The organism is Geothrix sp. PMB-07, from assembly GCF_030758935.1.
Taxonomy (GTDB): domain Bacteria; phylum Acidobacteriota; class Holophagae; order Holophagales; family Holophagaceae; genus Geothrix.
This window is the reverse complement of record NZ_CP132333.1, coordinates 523,586-550,478: the sequence shown is the minus strand read 5'-3', so window position 1 is coordinate 550,478 and position 26,893 is coordinate 523,586. Positions and strand designations below refer to the sequence as shown.

Here is a 26,893-nt window from a genome sequence, read left to right as displayed (position 1 = left end):
CATGAAGTTGGTGACCTTCCTGCAAACCGGATCGGAGAAGATCGGCGCTGTCCTGGCCGATGGCCGCATCCTCGATTTCGCCGCCGCCGAGCCCCGCCTGGCCGTGGACATGCTCACCCTCATCCGCCGCCAGGATGAGCTGCTGCCCCTGGCCAAGGCGCTGGTCGCCGCGCCTCCGGCCGCAGCCGTGATCGAAGCCGCCTCCGTGCAGCTGCTGGCCCCCATCCCCCGCCCCGTCTCCATGCGCGATGGTTACGCCTTCCGCCAGCATGTCTCCACCGCCCGGCGCAACCGCGGGCTCGACATGATCCCCGAGTTCGACCTCTTCCCCGTCACCTACTTCACGAACCACCTCGCGGTGACGGGCCCCGGCGACCTTCAGGTGCAGGAGCACCACCTCACGCGGCTGGACTACGAGCTGGAAGTGGCCATCGTCACCGGCCGCCCCCTGCGCAATGCCACGTTGGAAGAGGCGGACGCCGCCATCTTCGGCTACCTGGTGATGAACGATTGGAGCGCCCGCCACCTGCAGATGGAGGAGATGAAGCTCTCCCTCGGCCCCTGCAAGGGCAAGGACTTCGCCACCAGCCTGGGCCCCTGGCTGGTCACCAAGGACGAGCTGCCCCTGGAGAGGACGCCCCAGGGCGAGGTGCTGAAGGCGACCATGACCTGCGAAGTGAACGGACAGCTGCTGTCCAAAGGCGACGCGGCCAGCATGAACTGGACCTTCGCCCAGATCCTCCAGCGCACCAGCTATGGCATCCAGATGCACGCGGGCGAGGTCATCGGCAGCGGCACCGTGGGAACGGGCTGCCTGCTGGAGCTGAACGGCTCGAAGGTCACCCAGAACCTGTGGCTGAAGGAGGGCGACGAAGTGGTCATGGCCATCGAGGGCCTGGGCCGCCTCGTCAACCGCGTGGTCCGCGTGGCCGGTCCCGAAGTCGCGGATTCCCTCGTCTCCGCAGGCCCCCGCGGAATGGATCACCACTAGGAGCGCCCATGCGCCGTCTTGGTATCGCCCTCCTGGCCGCCCTGTTCCTAGCAAGGGGCCTCGCGGCCCAGGAACCTTCACTCATCCATGCGGGCCGGCTGCTGGACGTGCGCACCGGGAAGGTCCAGACGGACCAGGGCCTGCTGGTGAAGGGAGGCCGCATCGCCGCCACGGGCGCCTGGAGCCAGGTCTCAGCGATGGCTCCCAAGGAGGCTCGCATCCTCGATCTGTCCGACCAGTTGGTGCTGCCCGGGCTCATCGAGGCCCACACCCACGTGCTGCTGCAGGGGAACCGCTTCAAACAGGACTATGCCGACCAGATCCTCAAAGAGAGCATCCCCACCCGCACCCTGCGGGCCGCCGCCGCTGCCCGTTCCGCGCTGATGTGGGGCTTCACCACCCTGCGCGACCTCGGCACCGAAGGGGCGGGCTACGCCGATGTGGATCTGAAAAAGGCCATCGAGGATGGTGTGGTGCCAGGGCCGCGGCTCTTCGTGGCCGGCAAGGCCTTTTCGGCCACGGGCACGTACCCGCTGCAGGAATACGCCTGGGAGCTGGATCTGCCCTCGGGCGTGCGCGTGGTGGACGGGGTGGAGGCCATCCGGGTGGCCGTGCGGGATGAAGTGCGCCGCGGCGCCGACTGGGTGAAGGTCTATGTGGATCGCGCCGCGTACCTCGGCAGCGATGGCCGCTTACGGACCCAGACCAACTACCGCCCTGAGGAACTGAAGGCCTTCGTGGAGGAGGCCCACCGCCTGGGCAAGCGCACTTCTGCCCACGTGAAGGGTTGGGATGGCATCGACGCGGCGCTCACCGCAGGGTTTGACACCCTGGAGCACGCCGATGGCTTCACGGACGACCTGCTCGACCGCGCTGTGAAGCAGGGCACCTTCTGGTGCCCCACCATCTATGCGGGCCTCTGGGTGGCGGATGGGCGTGGCCCCCTGGGGCATGAGTTCCCGAAGATCCTGGCCGTGGCTTTCCGCAAGGGCCTGGCCAAAGGGGTGAGAATCGCCCTGGGCGGCGATGCAGGCGCCTTCCCCTGGACCGAGAATCCCGCCAAAGAACTGGCCCTCATGGTGGACCGGGGCATGACGCCCCTCCAGGCCATCCAGGCCGGCACCGTGGTGGCAGCAGACCTGCTGGGCATGAAGGATCTGGGCAACCTGGAACCCGGAGCCCATGCGGATCTCATCGCGCTGACCGGGGACCCCCTCAAAGACATCTCGGCACTGCAGCACCTCAAGACCGTCCTCAAGGGCGGCGTGGTCATCCGGCAGGAGCCCTGAGCAGCCTCCAGTCCCCCTTCTCGTAGGTTTCCCGGCAGAGGTCCCATGCGTCGCATCCTGAACCTGCTTTGTGCTTCACTCCTGTTCCTGCCCCTCAGCGCCCAGCAGGCTCCGCCCACCCTGCGGGCCTACTTCGCCGACAGCGCCAAGGTGCGCGAGGGCGGCGTCAAGCTCATCCCCATCCAGACGCCCAAGGGGGCGTTCAAGGTCTGGACGAAACGTTTCGGCAGCAACCCCCGCATCAAGCTGCTGCTGCTCCATGGCGGGCCCGGCTTCACCCACGAGTACTTCGAGGCACTGGAAGGCTACCTGCCCGCCGAGGGCATCGAGTTCATCTACTACGACCAGCTGGGCAGCGCCTTTTCGGATCAGCCCAAGGACAAGGATCTGTGGACCACTGAGCGTTTCGTCGAAGAGGTCGAGCAGGTGCGCCTGGCCCTTGGCCTGAACAAGGACAACTTCTACCTGCTGGGCCACTCCTGGGGCGGCATCTTGGCCGTGGAATACGCGCTGAAATACGGTGCGAACCTGAAGGGGCTGATCATCTCGAACATGATGATGAGCATCCCCGACTACAACCGCTATGCCGACGACGTGCTCGCCAAGGGCATGGATCCCGCCGTGGTGAAGGAAGTCAAGGAACTGGAGGCCAAGGGTCAGTACGAGAATCTGCGCTACATGGAGCTGCTCATTCCGAATTTCTATGCGAAGCACTTATGCCGCCTGCCGGAATTGCCCGACGCCATCAGCCGCGCCTCCGCCCGAGCCAACAAGGACATCTACGTGCTCATGCAGGGCCCCAGCGAGTTCGGCGTCTCGGGCCGCCTGGAGCAGTGGAGCCGCAAGGCCGACCTGCCCAAGCTTGCCATGCCGACCCTGGTCATCGGCGCCACCCACGACACCATGGACCCCGCACACATGAAGTGGGTGGCAAGTCAGGTGAAACATGGCAGCTTCCTGCTCTGCCCCAAGGGCAGCCACATGGCCATGTGGGATGACCAGGCCACCTACAACCTGGGCCTCATCCGCTTTCTGAAAGAGACGGATGCGGGGCGCTCCACCGTGAGGTTCAACCAGCCATGAGCCACCGCACCATCCTCCCTGCGGATCTGAACCCCATCGAGACCAACGCCCTGCTCTGCGGCGGCGTGGCGCCGCGCCCCATCGCCCTGGCCAGTACGGTCAGCACCGACGGCCTGAAGAACCTCTCCCCCTTCAGCTTCTTCAACGCCTTCGGCTCGAACCCGCCCACCGTGGCTTTCGCGCCCAACCGCCGCGGCCGCGACGGCACCGTGAAGCACACCTACCTGAACGCCGTGGCCACCCAGGAATTCGTCATCGCCGCCGTGAGCCACGCCATGCTGCACCAGATGAACGTGGCCAGCGCCGAGTGGCCCGATGGCGTCGATGAGTTTCCCAAGTGCGGGCTCACACCCATTCCCGCGCTGCACGTGAAGCCCGCCCTGGTGGGCGAAAGCCCTTTCCAGATGGAATGCCGCCTCCAGCAGGTGGTGGAACTGGGCAGCGGCCCTGGATCTGGCCTCATGCTCATCGGCGAGGTACTCGCCTTCCATGTGCGCGAGGATTGCTTCGTGGACGGCATCCTGCATCCCGATGCCCTGGATCTGGTGGGCCGCAACGGCGGCGCCTTCTACACCCGGGCCAGTGGCGGTGCCGTCTTTCAGGTGCCCAAGCCCGCAGGAAAACCTCTGGGTTACGACGCCCTGCCTGAGGCCCTGAAGCAGAGCCACATCCTCACGGGCAATGATCTGGGCCTCCTGGCCAACAGCGCGGCACTGCCCGATCTGGCAGCCATGGCCCGCAAGCCGGGCGATCCCATCGCGCCCGCAGGGCTGGACCATGCCATCCGCAACGCCCTGGCCCTGGGCGATGTGGCCGAAGCCTGGCGCTTGGTGGGCCTGCGGCTCCGGACCTGAGGCACGACTACCGTCGCAGCAGACTCGGCCGATAAGCTGGAGCGAGCCGAGGCCCCATGCCCCTTCCCCATGAATCCCATGATCGCCCGACAGAGGATCTGCTGAGGCAGCACCGACAGGCCACCCGTGATCTGTTCGATGCAGTGGGCGACGCCCTCTTTGTCCACGATCTGGACACCGGCGCCATCCTGGATGTGAACCTGCGCGCCCTCGACATGTACGGGTATTCCCGGGCCGAACTGCTGGGCCTGGATGTGGCCGCCCTCAGCGAGAACCTCCCGCCCTACGCCCAGGCGAAAGCCCACGCCTGGATGGAGCAGGCGGCCAAGGGGTCGCCCCAAGTCTTTGAGTGGCGGGCCCGGCACCGCTCCGGCCGCTGCTTCTGGGTGGAAGTGAACATGCGCCGTTCCCTGGTGGGGGGCATCGAGCGGCTGCTGGTGGCCGTGCGGGACATCGACACCCGCAAAGCCGAAGAAGCCGCCCGGCGCGACGCAGAGGAGCGCTACCTGGGCCTCTTCCTGAATTCGCCCGATGCCATCTTCTGGATTGGTGTGCCGGAGGAGGGCCCCTTTTTCATCGAGGATGCCAATCCGGCCCAGGAGGCTTCTCTCGGTCTTCCACGCGCCGCCTTCGTGGGGAAACCCCTGAAGGACTGGCTATCCGAAGAGCTTGTCGAACACCTGAGCGCCAACTACCGGCGCTGCCTGGAGGCCGGCGCACCCATCGAATACGAGGAAATCGCCGATATCGGCAGCGGCCTGCGGACCTACCTCACCCTGCTGGTGCCCCTCCGCAATTCAAAAGGGCGGTTCCACCGCATCGCAGGCATCAGCACGGACATCACTGAACGGAAGCGGGTCGCGGCGGAAAACCTGGAGCAAGAGCGCCTGTTCCGCCTGCTCTTCGACCGCTCCGGTGATGCCAATTTGCTCATCGACGACAGCCGCTTTGTGGACTGCAACCAGGCCACCGTGGCCATCCTCGGCGCACCCGACACGGCCTCCGTGCTAGGCACCCATCCCTCCGAGCTGTCCCCGCCCTTCCAACCCGACGGGCGCCCCTCCAAAGAGAAAGCCGATGAGATGATCGCCCTGGCCTTCGAGCACGGCAGCCACCAATTCGAGTGGATCCACAAGAAACTGGATGGCACCGAATTCCCCGTGGAAGTGATGCTCACGGCCATCCCCTGGAAGGGCAAACAGATCCTCCACACCACCTGGCGGGACCGCACCGAGGCCAAGCGGGCAGAGGCCCAGCGCCGCGCCCTTGAGGCGCAGTTCCAGCAGGCTCAGAAACTGGAAAGCCTGGGTGTTCTGGCGGGGGGCATCGCTCACGATTTCAACAACCTCCTCACGGCGGTGCTGGGCAACCTGAACCTGGCCCGCTTCAAGCTGAGCCCGGAATCGCCCGTGGTGCCCTACCTGGAAAACGCTGAACGGACGGTGCTGAAGGCCTCGGACCTCACCAAGCAGATGCTCGCCTATTCAGGCAAGGGCCGCTTCGTGGTCAAGCTCCACAACATCAACGAAGCCGTGTCCGAGATGGTGCACTTACTCCAGGTGTCCATCTCGAAGAAGGCCTTCCTCCGCCTGAACTTGGCCGAGGGCCTGCCCGCCGTGGAGGCCGATGGCGCGCAGCTGCAGCAGGTGGTCATGAACCTGGTGACCAACGCCTCGGATGCCCTGGGCGACCAGGAGGGCTTTATCAGCATCAGCACCGGCGCCACGGAGCTGGATTCCGATTTCATCTCCTCCACCTTCCCCACCGAGGCCCTGGCGCCAGGCCTCTATGTGACGCTCGAAGTCAGCGACACCGGCCATGGCATGAGCCCGGAAACCATGGCCCGCATCTTTGACCCCTTCTTCACCACCAAGCCCACCGGTCGCGGTCTGGGGCTGGCCGCCATGCTGGGCATCCTGCGGGCCCACAAGGCGGGCCTGAGAATCTACAGCGAAGAGGGCAAGGGTTCCTGTTTCAAGACCTACTTCCCAGCGGTGGCGGGGCAGGCCCTCGCTTCGGGCCTCCCGGCCAGCTCCACCCCCATGGCCCTGCAGGGCAGGGTGCTGCTCGTCGATGACGAGGCCACCATCCTCGATGCCATTGGGCCCGCCCTCGAAGCCCTGGGCCTTCGCGTCATTCTGGCGCGGGATGGCCAGGAGGCCGTGGATGCCTTCAGGGCGGATCCCGCGTCCATCGATCTGGTGCTCATGGACCTCACCATGCCCCGCATGGACGGCCGTGACGCCTACCAGGCCATGCGCCGCCTCCGGCCCGATGCGAGGGTGGTCCTCAGCAGCGGCTACAACGAGATTGAATCCATCCAGTCCCTCGCCGGCAAAGGGCTGGCGGGATTCCTCCAGAAGCCTTACACGCTGGAAGCCCTCCGAGCCGCTGTGCAGCAGGCACTGAGCACCTAGAACGCGGCCAGACCCCTCAATCCTCGCCGCCGACGCCCTCGCCGCGATGGTGCACCACCCGCTGGGCGTAGGGGATTTCAATGCCGGCTTCCCGGAAGGCCAGCAGGATGCGCCGCCGCAGTTCCCGGGCCACCTCCCACTGAGCCCCGGGGGCCGTCTTCGTCAGCGTGCGGATGACGAAGCCGTTGGCCCCGAGCGTTTCGATGCCCTTCACTTCCAGCGGCTCGACAGCCAGTTCCGGCTTGTCGTCATGCAGGCTCTTCCCAGTCTGACGGAGCACCTCAAAGGCCCGGTCAGGATCGGTGTCGTAGCCCACTTCCACATCCACCAGGGCCCGGGCGAAATCCTTCGACAGCACCACCACGCGAATGATGGAGCCGTTGGGCACGTAGTGGGCCCGCCCTTCCGAATCCCGCAGCTGGGTGATGCGGAGGGTCATGCGCTCCACGGTGCCCGTGTGCTTGTCGTCGATGTTGATGATGTCGCCCACGCCGAACTGGTTTTCCATGAGCAGAAAGAACCCGCTGATGACATCCTTCACCAGGCTCTGCGCTCCGAAGCCCACGGCCACGCCCGCGATGCCCGCGCCTGCCACCAGGGGCCCGATGTTCACGCCGAATTCCTGCAGCGTCATCAGCAGGAAGAAGGCCACCACCACCACGCGGGCCGCGTTGGTGAGCACCGCGCCCAGGGTTTCGGCACGGCGCTCGGCATCGGAGGTCACCTCTTCGTTGCCATCGTCCACTGCCCGCCGCACGGCCCGCGTCACCAGCTTCACGGCGCCCAGGATGGCGATGCAGGCCGCCGCGACCAGCAGCAGGTGCACCAGGCGGGACCAGCCCGTGCCTTCCATGCGGGCCAGGAACTCTTTCACCCACTCGGGAGTCTGCGCCATGCCTGCCATGCCTGCGAGTCGTTCCATGCTTGTCTCCAACCTCCACCCTAGCAAAACGCCACCTCGGCCCGGGCAGCCACCGGGCTGAATCCGATCCCGCTCCAGGGCTAGAAATCAGCCTATATCAAAACATTTTATGCCGTTATTTTACCATTCACCACTTGTCAAATACGGAATCAGGAGCATCATCATGTCATTCCATCCCGGACCTTCCCCCAGCCCCGCAGGAGGTGCCATGAGCCGGATCGCCATTGATCGCCTTGACCGCCGCAAACACCGGGGCCCCTTCCGGTTTCTCTACATGGACCTGAAAGCGTTCCTGCGCCGCTACCTCCACGTCGGCTGAGCCCGGACGGTGTGTGCTCATCCCTCGGCGTCCAGCGAAAGGTCGCGATATCCCCTAGGCTCGGAACAAGGGCCTGTAGCTCTCCCGGTGGTGCCAGGCGAGAAGGCCGTTGGCCAGCACCAGGAAGATGGCCACGGGCAGTCCTTCGTGGCCGAGGAACAGGTGCACGCCCAGGATGTTCAGGATGATGGGCGCGATCAGCACCGTGGCCAAGGGCACGAAGCGGCCCGATAAGAAGGCCAGGCCACAGAGCAGCTCGATGACCTTCACGGTGGGCATGAGGTAGACCGACGCCACCAAGCCATCGTTGAAGGTCTTCATGGCGCCCGTGAGTGGAGGCGGCGTGAAGAGCTTGAACAGGAAGGTGATGGAGGCGAAGAGGAACAACAGTCCCATCAGGCTGCGGACGATGATGACGACCCATTTCATGGCATGACCTCCTTTTAAGGATTACTTCCAGGATGCCCAGTAGTTCAGGTTCTCCACCAACCCGGCGGCGGGTGTGGCCTTGAGGGGTCGGTAGGTGTCCACCATGACCGCCACCTCATCGGTGCGCTCCTTGGTGCGGCTGAGGGGGATGGCCTTGGGGTGGGGTCCATGGTGAATGCCCTGGGGATGCCAGGTCACCATGCCCGCGCCGATGCCATCGCGGCTGAAGAAATGCCCCGCCGAGTAGAACAGCACCTCGTCGAAATCGATGTTGCTGTGGAAGAAGGGCACCCGCACGGCACCTTCCTCCTCCTCGAAGGGCCGGGGTAGGAAGCTGCAGATGACGAAGTTGGTTCCGATGAACGTGGAGTGGGCACTGGGCGGCAGGTGGTAGCGGGCGCTGATGACCGGCCGGATATCCTTCACATTGATGCGCCACACCGTGAGGTCGCCCTTCCAGCCGACGACATCGAGCGGATTGAACGGGTAATAGACTTTGGTGATCTGATTCTCGCGCTTGATGTGAACGCCCCATTCTCTGGGCGTGGCGTCGTAGGCCTCCAGCTCCGGGGTGTCGATCATGGCCGGATCGAAAATGGCGTTGGGGCCGAGCTGGTTGCGATCCGGGATGGTGACTTCGCTGAAGCTTTCGATGAGCAGGTAGCGCTGGGCCGCATCGTCGGGAAGGAACCGGTACGTGGTGCCGCGGGGGATCACCAGGTAGTCGCCGGTGGCATAGGTGAGCGCGCCGAAGGTGGTCTCCAGCTTTCCTCCGCCCGCGTGGATGTAGTAGACATCGTCACCATCGGCGTTGCGGTAGAAGAAATCCATGGCCGAAGGCGCCACCCAGTGCAATGCCACATCGCTGTTGTGCAGGATGCAGATGGGCGCGTAGGCGGCTTCGGTGGAGCCGAACATCGAAGCCCGGATCGCCTCGTCGGCGGAAGGCTTCAAGTTGTTCAGATCGTAGCTGTGGGGCCGCAGTGGCCCTTCGATGCGAGTCCAGTCCGTGACCGGGTGGAGACGGTAGAGATGCGTGGTGCGCCCGAAAAATCCCTGGCGCGCATGCTCCTCCTCAAAGGTGCCGACGGGCAGATCGACATGGGCCTGGCGTGTGTGCAGGCCCTTGCGCAGGGGAAAGAGGGGCGTTTCCTTTTTGAACATGACAACCTCAGGGGCATTCATTATCACCAAAAAAAGTTTCAATGCCGCAAGGAGAAACGAGCCGAGGCCAGGGAAGAAACCAGGATTTGCCACAGATGGACACGGATGAACGCAGATAAAGCCCGCGCTCCTTCATCCGTGTTCATCTGTGGCTCAAGATTCGTTCTTGTCCAGGTCACCCCACCGTCTCCGTGATGGCCTGGCTCAGATGATCCGCCAGCAGCTTTCCGGTGCGGCCCAGGGGCCGGTCGCGGCGGGTCACCAGATGGGGCGTAAAGCGGTACCGGGAACCGCCCGCGTAGTTCAGCTCCACCAGCTTCCTGAACGCCAGCTCGCGCTCGATCAGGTAGAGGGGCATCCAGCCGAAGCCCAGGCCCATGCGCAGCGCCTGCTTCTTCAACACGAAGCCCGAGAGGTAGAACACCCGCTCCCCGCCGAACATGTGGCGGTCATCGCCATGGTCGGAAGAATCCTGCACCGAGAGCTCCACATGGCGCTGCAGATCCGTGAGGTGCACCTTTCCCTTCGCCAGCGGATGGCCGGGAGCCGCGCAGAGCACGCACTCCACTTCCGGCAGCGCCGTGGCGCATAGCCTGGGGTTGGGCACGTAGTCCTTCACCAGCATGAGGTCCGCCTCCTCCTTGTCGAAGCGGTACTGCACGCCCCGGAGGAACTCCACCTTCACTTGGATGCGCGTGGGCACCTGGTCGTCGGCGATGCGCTTGAGGGCCGTCATGATGGGTTCCAGCGGCAGGATGCCGTCAATGACCAGGGACATCCGCGGTTCCCAGCCAGTGGCGAACTGGTGGGCCAGATCCTCCAGATGCTGGGTGCGGGCGAGAATTCGCCGCCCCTCGGCCAGGATGGTCTCGCCCGCCGGGGTGAGCGTGGCCCGGTAGGCGCTGCGATCCAGCAGGGCCACGCCCAGGCTCTGCTCCAGCTTGCGAACCTGGTAGCTCACGGCGCTCTGCGCCTTGTTCAGGGCCAGGGCCGCCTTGGCGAAGCCGCCCTCCTTCACCACTGCTTCGAGGGCCCGCAGGGCGTCCAGGTCGAGGCTCAAGATCATCTCCTTTTTTGATCATGATCACCCAAATCTTGTTCTATTTTTGACCATTCTTCCCGCTCACCCTGGATCCACCCACCACATGCCAGGGAGTTGCTTCATGACGTTCCGCAAGGGGCCCACCACCACGCAGGCGCATGTCGATGTGCCGGTCGGCCTGTATGAAGAGGAATACGCCCGCAACGGCTTCTTCGGCCGCACCAGCCACCTCTACCGCAGCCAGCCACCGGTCGGCTGGACGCACATCGAGGGCGACCTGCGACCCGAGGCGCTCAAGGTGCTGGAGCTGGCGGGCCTGGGCCAGGGCAGCTACTGGCAGGGCCGGGTGGCCTTCCTGGAGAACCAGGACATCGTCATCGCCCTCACCACCCTCACCGAACCCATGCCCAGCTACGTGCGCAACGCCGACGGCGACGAGGTCCACTTCGTCCACAAGGGCGCGGGCCAGCTGGAAACAGACTTCGGCCCCCTCACCTACGAGGTGGGCGACTACCTCGTCATCCCCCGCGGCACCGTCTACCGCTACTCCCCAAGCTCAAGCACGTCGCTGCTGATCGTCGAGGCCTTCAGCGAGGTGAGCATCCCCGACCGGGGCATGCTGGGCCGCCACGCGCTCTTCGACACGGATGTGATCAAGACGCCCTCGCCCTCCCCCCGCGAGGGCGGCCCCTTCACGCTGGAGATCAAGCGGCTGAACCGCATCACCACGGTCACCTACCCCTTCAACCCCATCAACACCGTGGGCTGGAAGGGCGATCTCACCGTGTGGCAGCTGAACATCCGTGACATCCGCCCCGTCATGAGCGAGCGCTACCACCTGCCGCCCTCCGCGCACTCCACCTGGATCATGCGCGATGCCGTCATCTGCTCCTTCCTGCCCCGCAGCCTGGAGAACGGCGATCCCGGCGCCATGAAGGTGCCTTTCTTCCACAGCAACATCGACTTCGACGAAGTGCTCTTCTACCACGACGGCGAGTTCTTCAGCCGCGCGGGCATCGAACCCGGCATGGTCACCTTCCACGCCCAGGGCATCCACCACGGCCCCCACCCCAAGGCCATCGAAGCCGCCAAGTCCAAGACCTTCACCAATGAGAAGGCCGTGATGATCGACACCCGCAACCCCCTCCAGCTCACCGAGGCCGGCCGCAGCGTCGCCATGGCGGACTACTGGAAGAGCTGGATGTAAGGAGGAGTCCAAGATGACCACCCATCCCAATCCCCTCGGCCTGCGCGGCATCGACTTCACCGAATTCTGCGGGCCCAGCACCGCGGACCTGGAGAAGCTCTTCCTGGCCTTCGGCTTTTCCCGCACGCGCCAGCACGCCACCCTGCCCATCGCCGCCTACCAGCAGCACGACATCACCTTCCTGCTGAACGATGGCCACACGGGCTTCTCCCGCGATTTCGCCAAGGCCCATGGCCCCGCCATCTCCAGCATGGGCTGGCGCGTGGATGACGCCGCCTTCGCCCACACCGAGGCCCTGCGCCGAGGCGCCAAGGCCGCCACCCGCCAGGATCTCCCCTACCCCGCCATCCACGGCATCGGCGACAGCCTCATCTACTTCATCGACCGCTTCGGCGCCAAGGGCAGCATCCTCGAGGCGGACTTCGTGCCCCACGCGGATCCGCTCCTCCAGCCCGACAAGGGCTTCCTCACCGTGGACCACCTCACCAACAACGTGCATCCGGGCACCATGGAACAGTGGGCCGACTTCTACAAGAACGTCTTCGGCTTTTTCGAAGTGCGCTACTTCGACATCAAGGGCATGAAAACGGGCCTCACCTCGTACGCCCTGCGCAGCCCCGATGGCAGCTTCTGCATCCCCATCAACCAGCCCAAGTCCGACAAGGATCAGATCGCGGAATACCTGCGCGAATACGACGGCCCCGGCGTGCAGCACCTGGCCTTCGCCACCCGCGACATCCTGGCCTCCCTGGATGCCATGGCCGGATCCCCCATCGAGACCCTGGACATCGATCCCGACTACTACCAGGAAGTCTTTCAGCGCGTGCCCGGCGTGCGCGAAGACCCCAAGCGCATCGAAGCCCACAAGGTGCTGGTGGACGGCAACGAGCACGGCTACCTGCTGCAGATCTTCACCAAGAACATCATCGGCCCCATCTTCATCGAGATCATCCAGCGCGAGAACGACCTGGGCTTCGGAGAAGGCAACTTCACTGCCCTGTTCCGCTCCATCGAACGCGACCAGCAGCGGCGTGGCGTGATCTGAAAATCACTTGCTTTTGCCACAGATGAACACAGATCAACACGGATGAAAGACCCCCGGTCTTTATCTGAGTTCATCCGTGTTCATCTGTGGCTCATATCCTTGTATCACCACAAATTCATGCCAAGTTTCGAGCTACCACCCGGTCAGCCAGTTGTCGGGCTTCGCGTGTGATGGTTTCCGGATAACCTCGGAGTTCCAGCAAGCGGATGGCATTGCGCCCGGTGGTGGGGCCCGCCTGGATGCGGTAGTTGAACCCGTATTTCCCGTCCACGATCTGCTCGCTGAAATGAAACATGTCGAAGGTGTCGGACAGCAGATCCTGCAGCTCCAAGTCGTGGGTGGTCACCATGGTGAGGTGGGCCCGGCCCAGATGGTGAAGCACCGCAGTGGCGGCGGAAACCCGCTCTAGCGTATTGGTGCCTCGGAAAATTTCATCAATGAGAAACAGCCAGAGGTTTCCGCCTTCTGCATCCTGAAGCATCTCCCGAACCCTCTCCAGCTCGGCCAGGTAGTAGCTGTCGCCCTGAGCCAGCCGATCCTCCCGGCGGATGGAGGAGCGAACTTGAGCCGCAGGAATCGTGGCTCGTTCTGCCAAACAGAGATTCAGTGTCCGAGCCAGAATGACGTTGATACCCACCGTGCGGATAAAGGTAGTCTTCCCTGCCATGTTGGAACCCGTGATGAGGACGGACCGCCCTTCGCAGTGAATGGGATTCCCGACTGGCGCGGGAAGCAGCGGATGATAGAGCCCCTGGGCCTCCAGGCGACGCCCCTTGGCCCGCGTGGGCGTGCAGCTCTGCGACAGCCCATCGGCAAAGGAAGCCACGGAAAGGGCTGCATCCAGGGTTCCAACGGCTTCCAGCATCGCCACCCATTCCGCCTGATGACGGCGAAGCAGGTTCAAGGAAGCAAAGTAGGTTTGGATATCCACCAGGAAGAACAAATTGATGTAGGAGATCAGGGAGAGGATCAACTCGTTGAGCCGTTCCCGATCCACCGCCAACCAGAACAGGCGTCTCTGGAGCTGGGTCCGCACCCAGACGCTTTGGCGCAAGGTCGCGACCTGTGGCAGCCGGTCCGCGCCGGAAAGATTCGCCACCCGACCGGCCACCTTTTGCAGCTTGTAGATCTGCGACAACCCTGCGAAATGCGGCGAGAGCTTCCGCCCATAGGTTTCGTTGATGAGGAGGTTCAGACAGGCCAGCAGCACCCCGGGGATAAGCAGGATCGGCCATGCCGCCATACCGAGCAAACAGGCCAAGGGTGCCAGCCCGCAAACGTGCAGGACCCAAGCCCATCTTGGCTTGGGAGGAAGGTCGTCCATCAGCAATGGCGTCAGCCAGGCAGCATCATCCCCGTCCAGCCCGGCCAGGCTGAGTTGAACGTCCTCCCGAAGGCTCGCATCCGTACGGAGAACGCGCCGCTGCCGGTCGCGCTCAGCCAAGACGGCATCATCCTCTTCATAGGTTCGCAACTGGTGGTAGAGCACCTGGCGCCCGGGGAAGCCGAGGGTCCGATCCACCTTTGCAAACACCTGGTCCATAGCCAGGTCATGCCAGGTGCCCTCGTCCACCGTGGGGCACAGTCCCACCTTCCGTTCGTGGTACCGAGCCAGTTGGAACGTAAACCGCTCCCTGACCACCTCCTTCCCCCAGGAACGCCGGAGGAGCAGCCGCGGATCCTCGCGCCGCTTCCAAGGCGAGGCCCATCCGGCCACCCATTGAAGACGAAGCATGGTCAGCAGGTTCAGAAGGGCCCCCTTCTGAACATCATCGCCGAAGATGGTTGGGACGTAACCCTAGCCCTGCTTCTGCAGCCAGCGGTTGTAGACCCACAGGCTGAGGGCGCTGCCCAGGCCGAAGAGGGTGAGGATGATCCAACCGCTGGCCGCGGCTTTGGGGTCGAGTTGCAGGAGGCCGCTGGACTGCTTCACCGCTCCCGCGCACATGACCTTGTTGAAGAGCCAGGCCCCCGCAGGGCCCCCCACCAGGCTGCCGATGGCCATGGGCAGGTTGGCATAGCCCAGGAACAGGCCCTCCTGGCCCTTGGGCGCCAGGGATCCGATGTATTCGTAGAGGCGGCTGGCGGCGAAGAGTTCGCCGAACGCAATGAGCGCCACGGTCATCACCACGAAGAGGCTGCCCAAGGGCAGCCACACCCGCATGGTCACGCCGCCCGCCATGAACAGGGGCGCCACGTTGATCAGCATGGCCAGGCCGATGATGACCGTGCCCACGATGATGGATTTGATGGGGGGGAGCTTGCCGAAGACCTTGGTGATGACCAGCTGGAACAACACGATGGTGAGGGGATTGGCCAGGGTGTAGAGATCCATGCGCGGGCCCAGCTCGACCGTCTTCGAGACGTAAAGCGGCAGCACGTTGTAGACCTGGTTGTAGATGAAGTAGAAACCGCTGCTCACCAGCAGGAACATGGCGAAGCGGCCGTTGCCGAGCACCTTGAACATCCCGATGAAGATCTCGCCGAGGCTGCGCTTGGGCTTGCTGAGATCCACCGCCGCCTCGGGATCGCGGTACAGGAGCGTCACCACCAGGAACGCCAGCACAGAGGCGATCATGGAGACGATGAAGATGGTGTCGAGCTTGCCGAGCTTGGTGCGCACGAAGAAGGCCGTGAGGCGTCCGAACACGCTGCCCACGTTGATCACGGTATAGAAGATGCCGAAGGCCAGGGTGGCCTTGCCCAGGTGGGTGCGCTGTACCGTGCCCGCGATGCAGGGCTTCACGAAGGAGGCACCGATGCCAATGAGCAGAATGGCTGCCGCCACGGGCAGCATGACGCCCATGCCCGCCGTGACATCCCGGCCTGCCTGCGGTGCCAGCGTCTGGCCACCGAACCAGACCGGATACCCCATGAGGAAGTAACCGCCCACCAACAGCACACAGGCCATGAGGAGACTGCGGCGGAAGCCGATCTGATCGGCGATGGTGCCGCTGAGGATGGGCAGGAAGTAGACCAGGAACCACAGCACGCTGTTGAGGGTGCTGGGCCAGTAGTCGCCCAGCCCCAGCCGCCCCAAGTAGATGACGATGAAGCTGGCCATGGAGTAGTAGGCGGCCCGCTCGAAGAGCTCGGTGAGGTTCGCGTTCCAGAAGGAGGCTGGAAAGCTGTACTTCTCTCGAAACGTGGGCTCTGAAGTCATGATTACCTCATGGTCTGTTTAGTGTGCCATAGCCCTTCCGGTCTAATTGACTTCCGCGACACTCAGACAACACTCGAAGGTTCCTTTGGCCCTTGGAGATCACCATGCGCAACCCCATCTGGATGCTCGCCGCGATCCTGGGGACCCTCCTGGCCTGCGGAGGCGGCAAGGGTTCCGCCACCCCTGCCGGTGCGCCTCCCGCACCAAGCCCCGGTGTCAGCCTTTCACCCCCGAGCGCCAACCTCTGGACCAGCGGCACCCAAACCTTCACCGCCACCGTCACCGGCACCGCCAATCCCGCCGTGACCTGGAGCGTGGTGGAAACCGGCGGCGGCACCGTGAGCGCCGCAGGCCTCTACACGGCACCGGCTGGCGCAGGCAGCTTCCACGTGAAAGCCACGAGCGTGGCGGATCCGACCCTCTCCGCCCAGGCCGCCATCACGGTATCCGTTCAACCGCCCGCGGGAGCCTGCAACGGTGCAGCCCTGGGTGTGGGGGCCGGCCTGCAGGGCTTCACCCCCTTCCCCGCTGACAACGCCTGGAACCAGGACATCTCCGCGGCCCCTGTGGATCCCAACAGCGCCGCCATCATCGCCTTCATCGGGGCCGGTACGGGCCTGCATCCGGATTTCGGGGCGGGTCTGTACAACGGCAGCCCCATCGGCATCCCGTATATCGTGGTTTCCTCGGCGGCCCAGCCGAAGGTGGCGGTGGCGTTCGGACCCAACGGTTATCCCACCGAGGGCGACCCAGGCCCCATGCCCATTCCCGCCACCGCGCCCGTCGAAGGCGGCAGCAGTTCCAACGGTGATCGGCACGTGCTGGTCATGGACCGAGACACCTGCCTGCTCTACGAACTGTACCGGGCCTTCCCGCAAGCCAATGGCACTTGGCAGGCGGATGGCACGGCGGTGTGGGATCTGAAGAGCAACACCCTGCGCCCCTACGGCTGGACCAGCGCCGATGCGGCAGGCCTGCCCATCTTCCCGGGCCTGGCCCGCTACGACGAAGTGGCTGCCGGCGCCATCACCCATGCCCTGCGCTTCACGGTGCCCACCTCGCGGAAAGCCTACGTGCTGCCCGCCACCCACTGGGCCTCCAGCAACACCAACCCCAATGCGCCGCCCATGGGCCTGCGGGTTCGCCTGAAGGCTGGCGTCGACATCAGTGGCTATCCGACCCAGGCCCGGCTGGTGCTGGCGGCCCTCAAGCGCTATGGCATGATCCTGGCCGACAACGGCAGCGCCTGGTACATCTCGGGCGCGCCCGATGACCGCTGGGACAACGACCAGCTGTCGCGGCTCTCGGGCATCAAGGGCTCTGATCTCGAAGTGGTGCAGATGGGCACCGTGTACACCAGCGATCCCACGGGCCCAGCGCCCACCCTCAATGGCTTCGGCGCCGCCCCCACCAGCATCAAGGCCGGAAGCACCGTCCAACTCACCTGGACCAGCGCCAACGCCACCCGCTGGTTCATCTCGCCGGAAGTGGGCTGGGCCACGGGTGGCAGTGCCACGGTGAAGCCCGCCACCACCACCACGTACACCTTGACCGCCCAGGGGCCCTACGGCAGCGTCAGCCGCACGGTGCAGGTGGTGGTGACACCCTGAGCCTGATGCCAGCGCCGCCGAGCCGTTCCTGCTAAAACGGTTCGATGTTCCCGACTTCAACCCGATGGCTTCTCCTCGCGCTGGGCCTCTGCCTCAGTACTGCCGTAATCGCGGGCCTACCGCCTTCAGCGCCCTTCTCCCCCGCCGCCCAGGCCCTCATCGACCGCGCTTTCTCGGATCTGGATCCAGCCCGCCCCCTGATCGATGTGCATGTGCATGCGCTGGGTCTCGGTCAGGATGGCGACGGCACGTTCGTGAACCCTGAGAAGCTCAGCGCCCGGCACCCGCTCAAGCGCCTGGAGACGGGCCTCTACCTGAAGGCCACCGGCGTGAAGGGCCTCGATCATTTCGACCGGGACTATGTCGAGGTTCTGCTGGCCCGGGCCCGGGCCTTCCCGCGTCCCGTGCGAATCCACCTGCTGGCCATGGACCGCGCCTACAAGCCGGATGGCACGCCCGATCCCATCCGCACCGAATTCCACGTACCCAACGCCTACGTGCTCGACCTCGCTGCTCGGCACCCCGATCTGATCACGCCGGTCATCTCCATCCACCCGGCCCGAAAAGATGCCATCCAGGAACTGGAGGCCTGCGCCGCCCGGGGCGCTCGCCTGATGAAGTGGCTGCCCAACGCCCAGGCCATCGATCCGGCCAATCCCGCCTTCGATCCTTTCTACCGCCGCATGAAGGAACTGGGCGTGGTGCTGCTCACCCATGCGGGCGAGGAAAAGGCCGTGGCCGTAAAGGGGGCCCAGGCCCTGGGTAATCCCCTGCGCCTGCGCCGCCCGCTGGATCTGGGGGTCACGGTGATCGTGGCCCACTGCGCCAGCCTCGGGCGCAACGAGGATCTGGACCATCCCGGGACAGCAGCCCCGAACTTCGAGCTGTTCCTGCGCCTCATGAACGAACCGCGGTACCAGGGCCACCTCTTCGGCGACCTCTCCGCCATCACCCAGATCAACCGGCTGCCTGCCCCTCTTCAACATCTGCTGGCCCATCCTGAGTTTGATGGCCGTCTGCTCAACGGCAGCGACTATCCGCTGCCCGGCGTGGATCTCGTCATCTGGACGCGGCAGCTGGTGAAGCTGGGGATGCTCACGCCGAACGAGCGCCAGGCCCTCAATGAAATCTGGAAGCGGAACCCACTGCTCTTCGATGTCGTGCTCAAACGCACCCTGAAGGATCCAAGCACCGGCCGACGCTGGCCCGCTGACTTGTTCCAGAGAGATCCGGGCTCACTGGCGGGAAAAGGAAGCGCTGGTCTGCGCTGAATGCATTAACAACCTGGACATCATTAACGTACCAACCCATATTGGTGCGGTATGCCGCTGGGCTGAGGTCTGGGCGTGCGTCAGTGCCCAACCAACTCCGAGGAGTTCGGCATGTTCTTTTCGAGGCCAGTCCCCGCCCCTGCCCGAACGGGCGGAGGGGATGTCCTGTGTACGAACCTGGGGCCCCTGCCCCCTGCAACGGAGAGTGCGATATGGAACGCTACGGCCTGACAGTCGACAAGAACGGGAGGCCCCATGCGGCCGTTCCGTACCGGGGCATGCGCCTATTAAGCCACCCCATGTATTCCAAGGGCACGGCCTTCACAGCAGAGGAGCGGCAGGCTTTCGGCTTGGATGGCCTGCTTCCCCACACGGTGAGCACCCTGGAGCAGCAATCCCTGCGCGTCTACAACAACATCAGCCGCAAGCAGGATCCCCTGGAGAAATTCATCGGCCTCGCCTCGCTGCAGGATCGCAACGAGTATCTGTTCTACCGGGTGCTCCTCGATCACATCCAGGAATTCCTGCCCATCGTCTACACCCCCACCGTGGGTCAGGCCTGCCAGGAATTCAGCCATATCTTCCGCCGCGGCCGGGGCATCTGGATCACGCCAGAACACCGGGGCCGGATCTACGATGTGCTGGGCAACGCGCCCTATGACGATGTGCGCCTCATTGTGGTCACAGACAACGAGCGCATCCTCGGCCTGGGCGACCAGGGTGCGGGCGGCATGGGCATCCCCATCGGCAAGCTGGCGCTCTACACCGCGGCGGCGGGCATTCCCCCCTGGCAGACCCTTCCCATCAGCCTGGATGTGGGCACCGACAACCAGACCCTCCTGGCCGATGAACTCTACCTCGGCTGGCGGGCTCCGCGGCTGCGTGGCCCTGAGTACGATTCCCTCGTGGAAGAGTTCGTCCAGGCCGTGAAGAAGCGCTTCCCCAAGGCCCTGCTCCAGTGGGAGGACTTCAAGAAGAACAACGCCTTCCGCCTGCTGGATCGCTACCAGAAGCAGATCACCAGCTTCAACGACGACATCCAGGGCACGGCCGCCGTGGGCGTGGCGGGCATGATCGCCGGTGCCCGGGTCACCGGCATCCCCCTGCAGCAGCAGCGGGTGGTGATTCTCGGCGCGGGCGCCGCGGGCGTGGGCATCGCGCGGCTGATCCGCGAAACCCTGCGCCAGGAGGGTCTGAGCGGCGATGCGCTGACCCAGGCCACCGTGAACCTCGACAGCAAAGGCCTCCTGGTGGATGACGAGCCCATCAATGACGTGCACAAACGCGACTTCGCCTGGCCCGCAGCCATGGCGGAGAAGGCGGGTCTCGGGAAGGGCCAGCCCCGCGACCTGCTGGCCGTGATCCGCGCCCTGCACCCCACCATGCTCATTGGAACGTCCGGAGAGCCCGGCGCGTTCACGGAAGAAGCCATCCGCGAAATGGGCAAGCATGTGGAACGCCCCCTGGTGTTCCCCATGTCCAACCCCACCAGCATGAGCGAAGCGAAGCCCGCGGACGTGCTGCGCTGGACCGAGGGCCGGGCCCTCATCGCCACGGGCAGCCCCTTCGAGCCCGTGCCCATGAACGGACGGATGCACGTCATCGGCCAGGGCAACAATGTCTACATCTTCCCCGGCGTGGGGCTGGGCGCCCTGGTGTGCGAAGCCAAGGAAGTCACCACCAGCATGTTCTCCGCGGCGGCCCGCAGCCTCGCGAACACCATTCACACCGACGAACTGGAATCCGGCAGCCTCTTCCCCTCTGCGGAACGGATTCGCGAAGTGACCGCCGCCGTGGCCGAAGCCGTGGTGAAGGATGCCATCGCCTGCGGCGTCGCCCGACGCCACATCGACGCGAAGGACATCCCCTCCGCCGTGGCCCAGGCCATGTGGACGCCGACCTACCTCCCCGAAGAACCGGCGCCCCAAGAGTGGGCAACCGCCTTCCACACCACCACCGTCGATTAACACTAGAATGACCGCACAAAACACGGAGCCCGCCGGGATGACTCGGGGGCTCCGTGTTTTGTGTGGTGAACGGGTTGGATCGGATCCGGTCTGGTGCCATACCAAGTTACGTTCAGTGCAATAGAAAAGGACTTTCACCACCAAGACACCAAGAGCTTCATGAATGGTGGCTTTGTTTTTTCTTGGTGTCTTGGCGTCTTGGTGGTGTTCCTTATTCTTTGAATTCAAGTCTCTATCAGTGATCCTCGGCCTCTTCCGTGAGGCGAAGCAGCACGGGCCCGCCCGGTGCCACCTGATCGACGCCCGCGGGAATCACCGCCAGGGCATTGGCGCTGAGCATGGAGGACAGGATGGCGGAGCCCTGAGGCCCCGTGAGCCGCGCGCAATATCCGCCGCCTTCCTTCACGGCCACCACTCTCAGGAAAGTGGTTCGGCCATCGCCGACCCGGCCGCTCCAGCCGTCCTCTAAACGCGCTTCCACCACGGGGCGATGCAGCTTGGCGAAACCCATCCGCTTCCGCAGCGCCGGCCGCACGTACTCTTCCACCATGAGCATGGCCGCCACGGGATTGCCCGGAATGCCGAAGATGGGCTTGGTGCCGAGCCGCCAGAAACCCAGGGGGCCACCCGGCTTCTGCGCCACCTTCCAGAAGGCCCGCCGGGCGCCCAGCTCTTCAAGCATGGCTTTCATGTGGTCGTAGTCGCCCACGGAGATGCCGCCGGTGGTGAGCACCACATCTGCCTCGAGCGCCAGCTTCAGCGTGTGCATCAACGCCTCGCGGTCATCCGGCACGCGGGCGTAGGGAACGGGAATGGCGCCGCAAGCGCGGACCTGCGCGCAAACCGCATGGATGTTCGCATCCCGGATGCGGCCCGGCCCCGGTTCTTCGGACACATCCACCAATTCATCACCCGTGGTGAGCACGGCCACCCGCGCGCGTGGATAAACAGACACCGCAGGAATGCCCGCTGCGGCCAGCACGCCCAGATCGCCGGGCCGCAGGCCCTGTCCGGCCTTCACCAGCAGTTGGCCCTGCTGCAGATCCTCTCCCGCGAGGCGGATGTGGATGCCCCGGCGGATGGGCCGACCCAGCTCCACCCAATCGCCATCCGCGTCCTCGCCCCGGGTGGTGTCCTCCACCGGCACCACCGCATCGGCACCCTCGGGAAGCGCCGCGCCGGTCATGATCCGAAGGGCTGAACCGGGATGCAGCACATGGTACGACACACCACCCGCGGCCAAGTCGCCCAGCACACGCAGGCGCACGGGACGCTCCGCCGAGGCCGCGTCGAGATCCGCCGCCTGCACGGCGTAGCCATCCATGGCGGAGTTGGTGAAGGGGGGCACCGTGGCTGCAGAGTAGACATCGGCCGCGAGAGCCAGCCCCAGGCTGTCCGCCAGTGGCGCCGACACGGGTGGCAACGGCGGCATGGCCGCGAGGATGAGGTGCAGGGCTTCGGCGGGCGTGGGCATCAGTGCGATTCCTTCGCAGACTTCCCTGTGAGGAAGGAGTAATGCCGCCATGCCCCGGGCATGTGCGAGCCGATGGAAGCCACCAGGGTGGCGGCCAGATACCAAGGCAGGCGCGCTTCGGGCTGCAGCAGGCCCAGGCCCAGCAGCGCCAGCTTCACCAGCAGCGCCACCCCGCTGCCCTGGAGCAGAAAGGCCGCATCCTTGGCCAGGTCGATGGCCATGAGCAGCACGCCGCTGGCCACCGTCATCAGAATGGCGATCCGCAGGCGGTGGAAATCCGCGCCGAAGGGCAGGCCACCCACCACCAGGGCCATGACCGCGATATGGAGGCTGCGCAGCGCCAGCTGCGCGGGCCGGGCCCAGGCAAACGAGCGCGGCTGGTCCGGCAGGAGCAGGCTCCGCAGGGAATGCCGTGTTGTCTGCGCCGTCGCCATGGGAAGCCAGCCTCTGCATCAGTGTAGATGCACCGAGGCCGGGCCGGCCGCTCAGCCCCGGATGGGGATGACCCCGATGGCACTGGCCTTGATGAGGGCGTGGATGGTCTGTCCCTGGGCCAGCTTCAGGTCCTGGCAGGCCCAGGTGGTGATGAGGGCCTCGAAGGAAAAGCCCGCATCGAGGTGGATGCGGGTGAGGCCGCCCAGGGGCTCGAGGCCCACGATCTCCGCCACCAGGCGGTTGCGCGGAGTCTGAGGGCCGTGGGGCCCATGCTCCAGCGCCACGCCCTCTCCGCGAATGCAGGCGAAGGCCTCGTCGAAGTCCCCGCCGGGATCCGGCGCCAGCAGCTCCGCGCTGCCAGCTCCCAGCCGCAGCAGGCCTTCCACGCGGCCCAGCACCCGGGTGCGCACCACCACTCCCATTTGCCCGTCCAAGGGATCACCAGCGGCGCCATCGTGGCGCGAGAGCAGTCGGGCAGGCTCACCCTCCTCCACGATGCGGCCCTCGGCCATGCGCAGCATGCGATCCCCCAGAGCCAGGGCCTCCAGGGGATCGTGAGTCACCAGGAGGCAGGGCACACGCAGCTCCTGGAGCAGCTTCCGGAGGGTGTGCCGCAGCTGCTCCGCAGCGGCGCGATCCAGGGACACGAAGGGCTCGTCCAACAGCACCAGGCGGGGCCGGGGCGCCAGGGCCCGGGCCAGGGCCACCCGCTGCTTCTGCCCGCCGGAAAGCTCGGCGGGGCGACGTTCCGCCAAGCCCTCCAGCCCCATGAAGGCGATCAGCTCGGCCACGCGTGCCCGGCCCTCGGCGCGGGAGCAGCCCCGGATGCCGTAGGCGATGTTGCCCGCCACGCTGAGGTGGGGGAACAGCGCGGAATCCTGGGAAACGAAGCCGATGCTTCGGCCCGAGGCGGGAAGCACGGCGCGGCCATGCTGGAACCATGCCTCCCCGCCTGCCTGGATGAGGCCCGCATCCGGTGCCTCCAGGCCCGCCAGGCAGCGCAGCACCGTGGTCTTGCCGCAACCGGAAGGGCCAAAGATCACCGTGAGGCCGAAGGCCTCCAGCGGCACCTGAAAAGCGGCCTGGATCGTGGGGCCACCCGGAAAGGTCTTCGAGAACGCCGCCTTCAGCTCCACGCCCGCTCCCGGGAGCGCAGCCACGCGATGCCCATGAGCACCAGCAGCGCGAAGGCGAGCAGCAACAGCGCCGTGCGGTTGGCACCGGCCATGTCGAAGGACTGCACCTGATCGAAGAGCGCGATGGAAGCCGTACGTGTCCTGCCCGGCAGACTGCCACCCACCATCAGCACCACGCCGAACTCGCCGATGGCATGCGCGAAGCTGAGGATCATGGCCGAAAGCAGGCCCCGCCAGGCCAGGGGCAGGGCCACCCGCAGGTAGACGCCCAGGGGCCGCGAGCCGAGGGTGCTGGCCGCTTCCAGCAAGCGCCGGTCCACACTGCCGAGGGAGGCCACCAGGGGCTGCAGGAAGAAGGGCAGGTTCGTGACCACCTGGGCCAGCAGCAGCCCCTGGAAGGTGAACACCAGCCGGGCTCCCGTGAGGGCCTCCCAGACCTGGCCGATGGGGCTGCGGGGGCCCAGGGCCACGATGAGGTAGAAGCCCAGCACCGTGGGCGGCAGGATCAGAGGCAGCGAGGTCAAAGCCTCCAGCAGCACCTTGCCGCGGAAGCGCCCGAAAGCCAGGGGCCAGGCCAGGGCGATGCCCAGCGGCACCAGCAGCCCCACGGAAAGGGCCGCCAGCCGCAGGCTGAGGCGGATGGCCTCCCAATCCATCAGGGCGCTCCGAAGCCATGCTTGGCCAGCAGGGCCTGGCCCTCGGCGCCCACGAGGAAGGCCATGAAGGCCCGGGCCAGTTCTGGATTGCCGGTGCGCTTCAGGATCACGCCTGCCTGGCGCAGGGGAGGATAGGCTCCACTGGGCACCTTCCAGGCCTGGCCTGTCTGGCGCAGGGCTGCATGGTTGGCCTGGGAGAAGGAGATGAGCCCGGCCTCCGCTGCGCCAGCCTGAAGAAACTGAGCCGCCTGGGCGATGTTGTCAGCGAAGACCAGCCGGGGTTTCACGGCGTCATAGAGGTCCGCCTGGCGGAGGGCCGCCTCCCCCGCGCGACCGTAGGGCGCCACCTGGGGATTGGCCGTGGCGATTTTCTTCACCCGGCCATCGAGGAGCAGCTTGAGGCCTTCCTTTGAAGGATCGAGCCCCAGGTCCTTTCGTACCCAAAGGGTCAGGGCGCCGGTGGCATAGGGAAAGAGTCCCTCCGACGTCACCAGCCCGGCCTTCTGCAACTGCTCGGGAAACCCCGTGTCAGCGGCAAGGAAAACATCAAAGGGGGCGCCCTGCTGGATCTGCGCCGTGAGGCTGCCGGAGGCGCCAAAGGTGAGCTGCAGCTGGGCGCCGGGGCGGCCCGCCTCGAAGCGGCCCTTGAAGTCCTCCAGCACGCCCCGCAGATCCCCGGCCGCGGCGATGGCCAGGGGCGTGGGCGCGCCCTGGGCTCGGAGCGGCCCGCCCAAACTCAGCCACAGGCCCAGGGCTGCGGTCAGCATGCTGCGGAGTTTCATGGAACCTCCATGGCCTGGAATGAGAGGTTGTTATCCCACACATCCCACGACTTGGAAACTCGCGCTTCAGGTTGGATGCTGGCTAATTCTGCTGCGAAGCCACAGAAGCCGTGACCCAGGTGTCCAGGGAGGCCTGGGCGTCGTCATCCATGCCCAGGAACTGAATGCCGATGCCCACCATTTCCAGGGGGTCCGCCGTGAGGCGACCGCCCAGGACGTAGGAGACGGCGGCAATGATGGGCTGCTTGGGGAGCTCTGGGTGGAGCAGCACCAGGCTCTCCAGGACCGCGCCCCGCTCGAACAGACGCGCGTCCCGCACTCCCACCAGGGCGAAGCAGCCTCCGGTGCTCAGGTTGGTGATGCGGACCTCCTGATAGGCATGTCCCTTCAAGGTGAAGGAGATGCCGAATTCAGGGCCGACGATGATCCGGCGAGTATCGCGTCGATCGGCAAAGGTGCTCATTCAGACTCCACACGCGGGGAAATCCATGCTTGGGTATCGGATGCTCCCAGGATAGACTGGATTTTCTGATCGGCCTGAACCCACCGGGGGACAGGGCGGGTTCCCAGGACCCGGCCCTGACGGCGCAGGACGCCGTCTCACCCACGCGGGGACAACGCGAGCACCTCAGCGCTGGCCGGACCCAACCTCACATCCCTTTGGGAGAACCCATGGAAATCCTTCTGATCGAGAACGTCACCCACCTCGGCGTCCGCGGCGATGTCGTGAACGTCAAGGACGGCTACGCCCGCAACTTCCTGCTGCCCCGCAAGATGGCCCTGCCCGTCACCGCCGGCAACAAGCGCCAGATCGAGCTGGAAAAGGTCCGCGCCGAGAAGCTGCGCGCCAAGGAACTGGCCGATGCCAAGAGCCTGGCCGAGAAGCTGGAAGCCATCAGCCTCGCCGTGGCCAAGAAGGCCGGCGAGAACGGCCACCTCTTCGGTTCCGTCACCAACGCCGATGTGGCCGAGCTCTTCAAGGGCAAGGGCTTCACACTGGATCGCCGCGACATCACCGTGCCCCACATCAAGGATGCGGGCACCTATGTCGTGGATGTGCGCCTCTACAGCGGCGTTCACGCCAAGGTCAACCTCGAAGTCAGCGCCGCCGCGGCCGCTGAATAAAAGCCACCTGCACTGTTCCCATCCGGCCGGCGCCGCGGGGCGCCGGTCCACGGGATTCGCGCGCAGCCGGGAATCCCGTCCATTCCATTCCAAGGAGTCCATCCATGGCCAAGACCTCTTCCAAGCCCGACACCCTCGGCATCGCTGAACTCGCCGCCAACCTCGCCGAGGCCCAGGACCTTTCCAAGGCCCGCGCCAAGGCCATCCTGGACGGCGTCCGTGATCACATCGTCGAGACCCTGCTCGCTGGCAACCGGGTGAACCTCTTCGGTCTCGGCACCTTCGAAGTGCGCGCCACCAAGGAGAAGATGGGCCGCAACCCCAAGACCGGCGAAAGCATCCAGATCCCCGCCGGCCGCAAAGTCGTCTTCAAGACGGCCAAGGGCCTCAAGGACCAGATGTAACCGACCGCCGGGTGACGGAAGACGCGCCTGTGGCGCGTTCGGAGTCGGGACCCGGCGCGGAGGTTATGCCACGCAAGCAGAAGGCCGCCGAAAGGCGGCCTTCGTCGT

24 protein-coding genes are annotated in these 26,893 nt (G+C 65.4%); 12 read left to right on the top strand and 12 right to left on the bottom strand.

What is annotated here, in order from left to right; all coding sequences use genetic code 11:
• Position 1 precedes the first annotated feature (1 nt).
• The 5 genes from Q9293_RS02445 to Q9293_RS02425 are packed head-to-tail and all read left to right on the top strand — an operon-like array spanning position 2 to position 6,634.
• Positions 2-991, top strand: a complete 990-nt coding sequence (locus tag Q9293_RS02445) for a fumarylacetoacetate hydrolase family protein (protein WP_306249677.1) — start codon at positions 2-4, stop codon at positions 989-991.
• Between the two features lie 8 nt (positions 992-999).
• Positions 1,000-2,280: an amidohydrolase family protein gene (locus Q9293_RS02440; protein WP_306249674.1), complete on the top strand. Its 1,281-nt coding sequence runs from the start codon at positions 1,000-1,002 to the stop codon at positions 2,278-2,280.
• 45 nt (positions 2,281-2,325) lie between these two features.
• Positions 2,326-3,363 carry a proline iminopeptidase-family hydrolase gene (locus Q9293_RS02435; RefSeq protein ID WP_306249672.1) on the top strand — a complete coding sequence of 346 codons (1,038 nt, stop codon included), beginning with the start codon at positions 2,326-2,328 and terminating at the stop codon, positions 3,361-3,363.
• Positions 3,360-4,217: a flavin reductase family protein gene (locus Q9293_RS02430; RefSeq protein ID WP_306249670.1), complete on the top strand. Its 858-nt coding sequence runs from the start codon at positions 3,360-3,362 to the stop codon at positions 4,215-4,217. Before Q9293_RS02435 ends, Q9293_RS02430 begins: the two co-directional genes overlap by 4 nt.
• A gap of 56 nt (positions 4,218-4,273) precedes the next feature.
• Complete coding sequence (locus Q9293_RS02425; protein ID WP_306249668.1) at positions 4,274-6,634, top strand: PAS domain-containing sensor histidine kinase; 2,361 nt, start codon at positions 4,274-4,276, stop codon at positions 6,632-6,634.
• A gap of 16 nt (positions 6,635-6,650) precedes the next feature.
• Here Q9293_RS02425 and Q9293_RS02420 read toward each other — a convergent pair whose 3' ends face one another.
• From Q9293_RS02420 to Q9293_RS02405, 4 genes are all read right to left on the bottom strand, one after another.
• Positions 6,651-7,556 carry a mechanosensitive ion channel family protein gene (locus tag Q9293_RS02420; protein ID WP_306249666.1) on the bottom strand — a complete coding sequence of 302 codons (906 nt, stop codon included), beginning with the start codon at positions 7,554-7,556 and terminating at the stop codon, positions 6,651-6,653.
• A gap of 373 nt (positions 7,557-7,929) precedes the next feature.
• Positions 7,930-8,304, bottom strand: a complete 375-nt coding sequence (locus Q9293_RS02415) for a hypothetical protein (protein ID WP_306249664.1) — start codon at positions 8,302-8,304, stop codon at positions 7,930-7,932.
• Between the two features lie 21 nt (positions 8,305-8,325).
• Positions 8,326-9,468, bottom strand: coding sequence for a homogentisate 1,2-dioxygenase (locus Q9293_RS02410; protein WP_306249662.1), 1,143 nt, complete (start codon positions 9,466-9,468; stop codon positions 8,326-8,328).
• A 175-nt stretch (positions 9,469-9,643) separates the two neighbouring features.
• On the bottom strand, positions 9,644-10,528 hold the full coding sequence (locus tag Q9293_RS02405) for a LysR family transcriptional regulator (protein WP_306249661.1): 885 nt from the start codon (positions 10,526-10,528) through the stop codon (positions 9,644-9,646).
• 103 nt (positions 10,529-10,631) lie between these two features.
• On the opposite strand from Q9293_RS02405, the gene Q9293_RS02400 reads away from it, so the two are divergent.
• Entirely contained in the window at positions 10,632-11,717 is a 1,086-nt protein-coding gene (locus Q9293_RS02400) for a homogentisate 1,2-dioxygenase (RefSeq protein ID WP_306249659.1), read from the top strand.
• Between the two features lie 13 nt (positions 11,718-11,730).
• Entirely contained in the window at positions 11,731-12,762 is a 1,032-nt protein-coding gene (gene hppD, locus Q9293_RS02395) for a 4-hydroxyphenylpyruvate dioxygenase (protein WP_306249657.1), read from the top strand.
• Positions 12,763-12,877: 115 nt separating this feature from the next.
• On the opposite strand, the gene Q9293_RS02390 is transcribed toward hppD, so the two are convergent.
• Both Q9293_RS02390 and Q9293_RS02385 read right to left on the bottom strand, forming a co-directional pair.
• On the bottom strand, positions 12,878-14,497 hold the full coding sequence (locus tag Q9293_RS02390) for a hypothetical protein (RefSeq protein WP_306249655.1): 1,620 nt from the start codon (positions 14,495-14,497) through the stop codon (positions 12,878-12,880).
• Between the two features lie 63 nt (positions 14,498-14,560).
• Positions 14,561-15,925 (bottom strand): MFS transporter, encoded by a 1,365-nt coding sequence (locus Q9293_RS02385; protein ID WP_306249653.1) that lies wholly within the window; start codon positions 15,923-15,925, stop codon positions 14,561-14,563.
• Between the two features lie 104 nt (positions 15,926-16,029).
• On the opposite strand from Q9293_RS02385, the gene Q9293_RS02380 reads away from it, so the two are divergent.
• The 3 genes from Q9293_RS02380 (at position 16,030) to Q9293_RS02370 (ending at position 20,773) form a co-directional block, all read left to right on the top strand.
• A complete protein-coding gene (locus tag Q9293_RS02380) occupies positions 16,030-17,535 on the top strand; it encodes a hypothetical protein (protein WP_306249651.1) in 1,506 nt (501 codons plus the stop codon).
• A 44-nt stretch (positions 17,536-17,579) separates the two neighbouring features.
• Positions 17,580-18,806, top strand: a complete 1,227-nt coding sequence (locus Q9293_RS02375) for an amidohydrolase family protein (RefSeq protein ID WP_306249649.1) — start codon at positions 17,580-17,582, stop codon at positions 18,804-18,806.
• A 212-nt stretch (positions 18,807-19,018) separates the two neighbouring features.
• Positions 19,019-20,773 carry an NAD-dependent malic enzyme gene (locus Q9293_RS02370; protein WP_306249646.1) on the top strand — a complete coding sequence of 585 codons (1,755 nt, stop codon included), beginning with the start codon at positions 19,019-19,021 and terminating at the stop codon, positions 20,771-20,773.
• A 235-nt stretch (positions 20,774-21,008) separates the two neighbouring features.
• Here Q9293_RS02370 and glp read toward each other — a convergent pair whose 3' ends face one another.
• The 6 genes from glp to Q9293_RS02340 all read right to left on the bottom strand — a co-directional run bounded on the left by glp (position 21,009) and on the right by Q9293_RS02340 (position 25,719).
• The gene (glp, locus tag Q9293_RS02365; RefSeq protein WP_306249644.1) at positions 21,009-22,247 is read right to left on the bottom strand and encodes a gephyrin-like molybdotransferase Glp; all 1,239 of its coding nucleotides are present in this window, start codon (positions 22,245-22,247) and stop codon (positions 21,009-21,011) included.
• Positions 22,247-22,681: a hypothetical protein gene (locus Q9293_RS02360; protein WP_306249642.1), complete on the bottom strand. Its 435-nt coding sequence runs from the start codon at positions 22,679-22,681 to the stop codon at positions 22,247-22,249. The genes glp and Q9293_RS02360 overlap by 1 nt, the downstream gene beginning before the upstream one ends.
• Before the next feature lie 51 nt (positions 22,682-22,732).
• Entirely contained in the window at positions 22,733-23,818 is a 1,086-nt protein-coding gene (locus tag Q9293_RS02355) for a molybdenum ABC transporter ATP-binding protein (RefSeq protein WP_306249640.1), read from the bottom strand.
• Positions 23,809-24,474 carry a molybdate ABC transporter permease subunit gene (gene modB, locus Q9293_RS02350; protein ID WP_306249637.1) on the bottom strand — a complete coding sequence of 222 codons (666 nt, stop codon included), beginning with the start codon at positions 24,472-24,474 and terminating at the stop codon, positions 23,809-23,811. Before modB ends, Q9293_RS02355 begins: the two co-directional genes overlap by 10 nt.
• Positions 24,474-25,256 (bottom strand): molybdate ABC transporter substrate-binding protein, encoded by a 783-nt coding sequence (gene modA / locus Q9293_RS02345; protein ID WP_306249635.1) that lies wholly within the window; start codon positions 25,254-25,256, stop codon positions 24,474-24,476. Before modA ends, modB begins: the two co-directional genes overlap by 1 nt.
• Before the next feature lie 82 nt (positions 25,257-25,338).
• Complete coding sequence (locus tag Q9293_RS02340) at positions 25,339-25,719, bottom strand: hypothetical protein (RefSeq protein WP_306249633.1); 381 nt, start codon at positions 25,717-25,719, stop codon at positions 25,339-25,341.
• Positions 25,720-25,928: 209 nt separating this feature from the next.
• Between Q9293_RS02340 and rplI the strand changes: the two genes are divergently transcribed.
• Together rplI and Q9293_RS02330 are read left to right on the top strand one after the other, a co-directional pair.
• Positions 25,929-26,381 (top strand): 50S ribosomal protein L9, encoded by a 453-nt coding sequence (rplI, locus tag Q9293_RS02335; protein WP_306249631.1) that lies wholly within the window; start codon positions 25,929-25,931, stop codon positions 26,379-26,381.
• A gap of 104 nt (positions 26,382-26,485) precedes the next feature.
• A complete protein-coding gene (locus Q9293_RS02330) occupies positions 26,486-26,785 on the top strand; it encodes an HU family DNA-binding protein (protein WP_306249629.1) in 300 nt (99 codons plus the stop codon).
• The last annotated feature ends 108 nt before the right edge of the window (positions 26,786-26,893 follow it).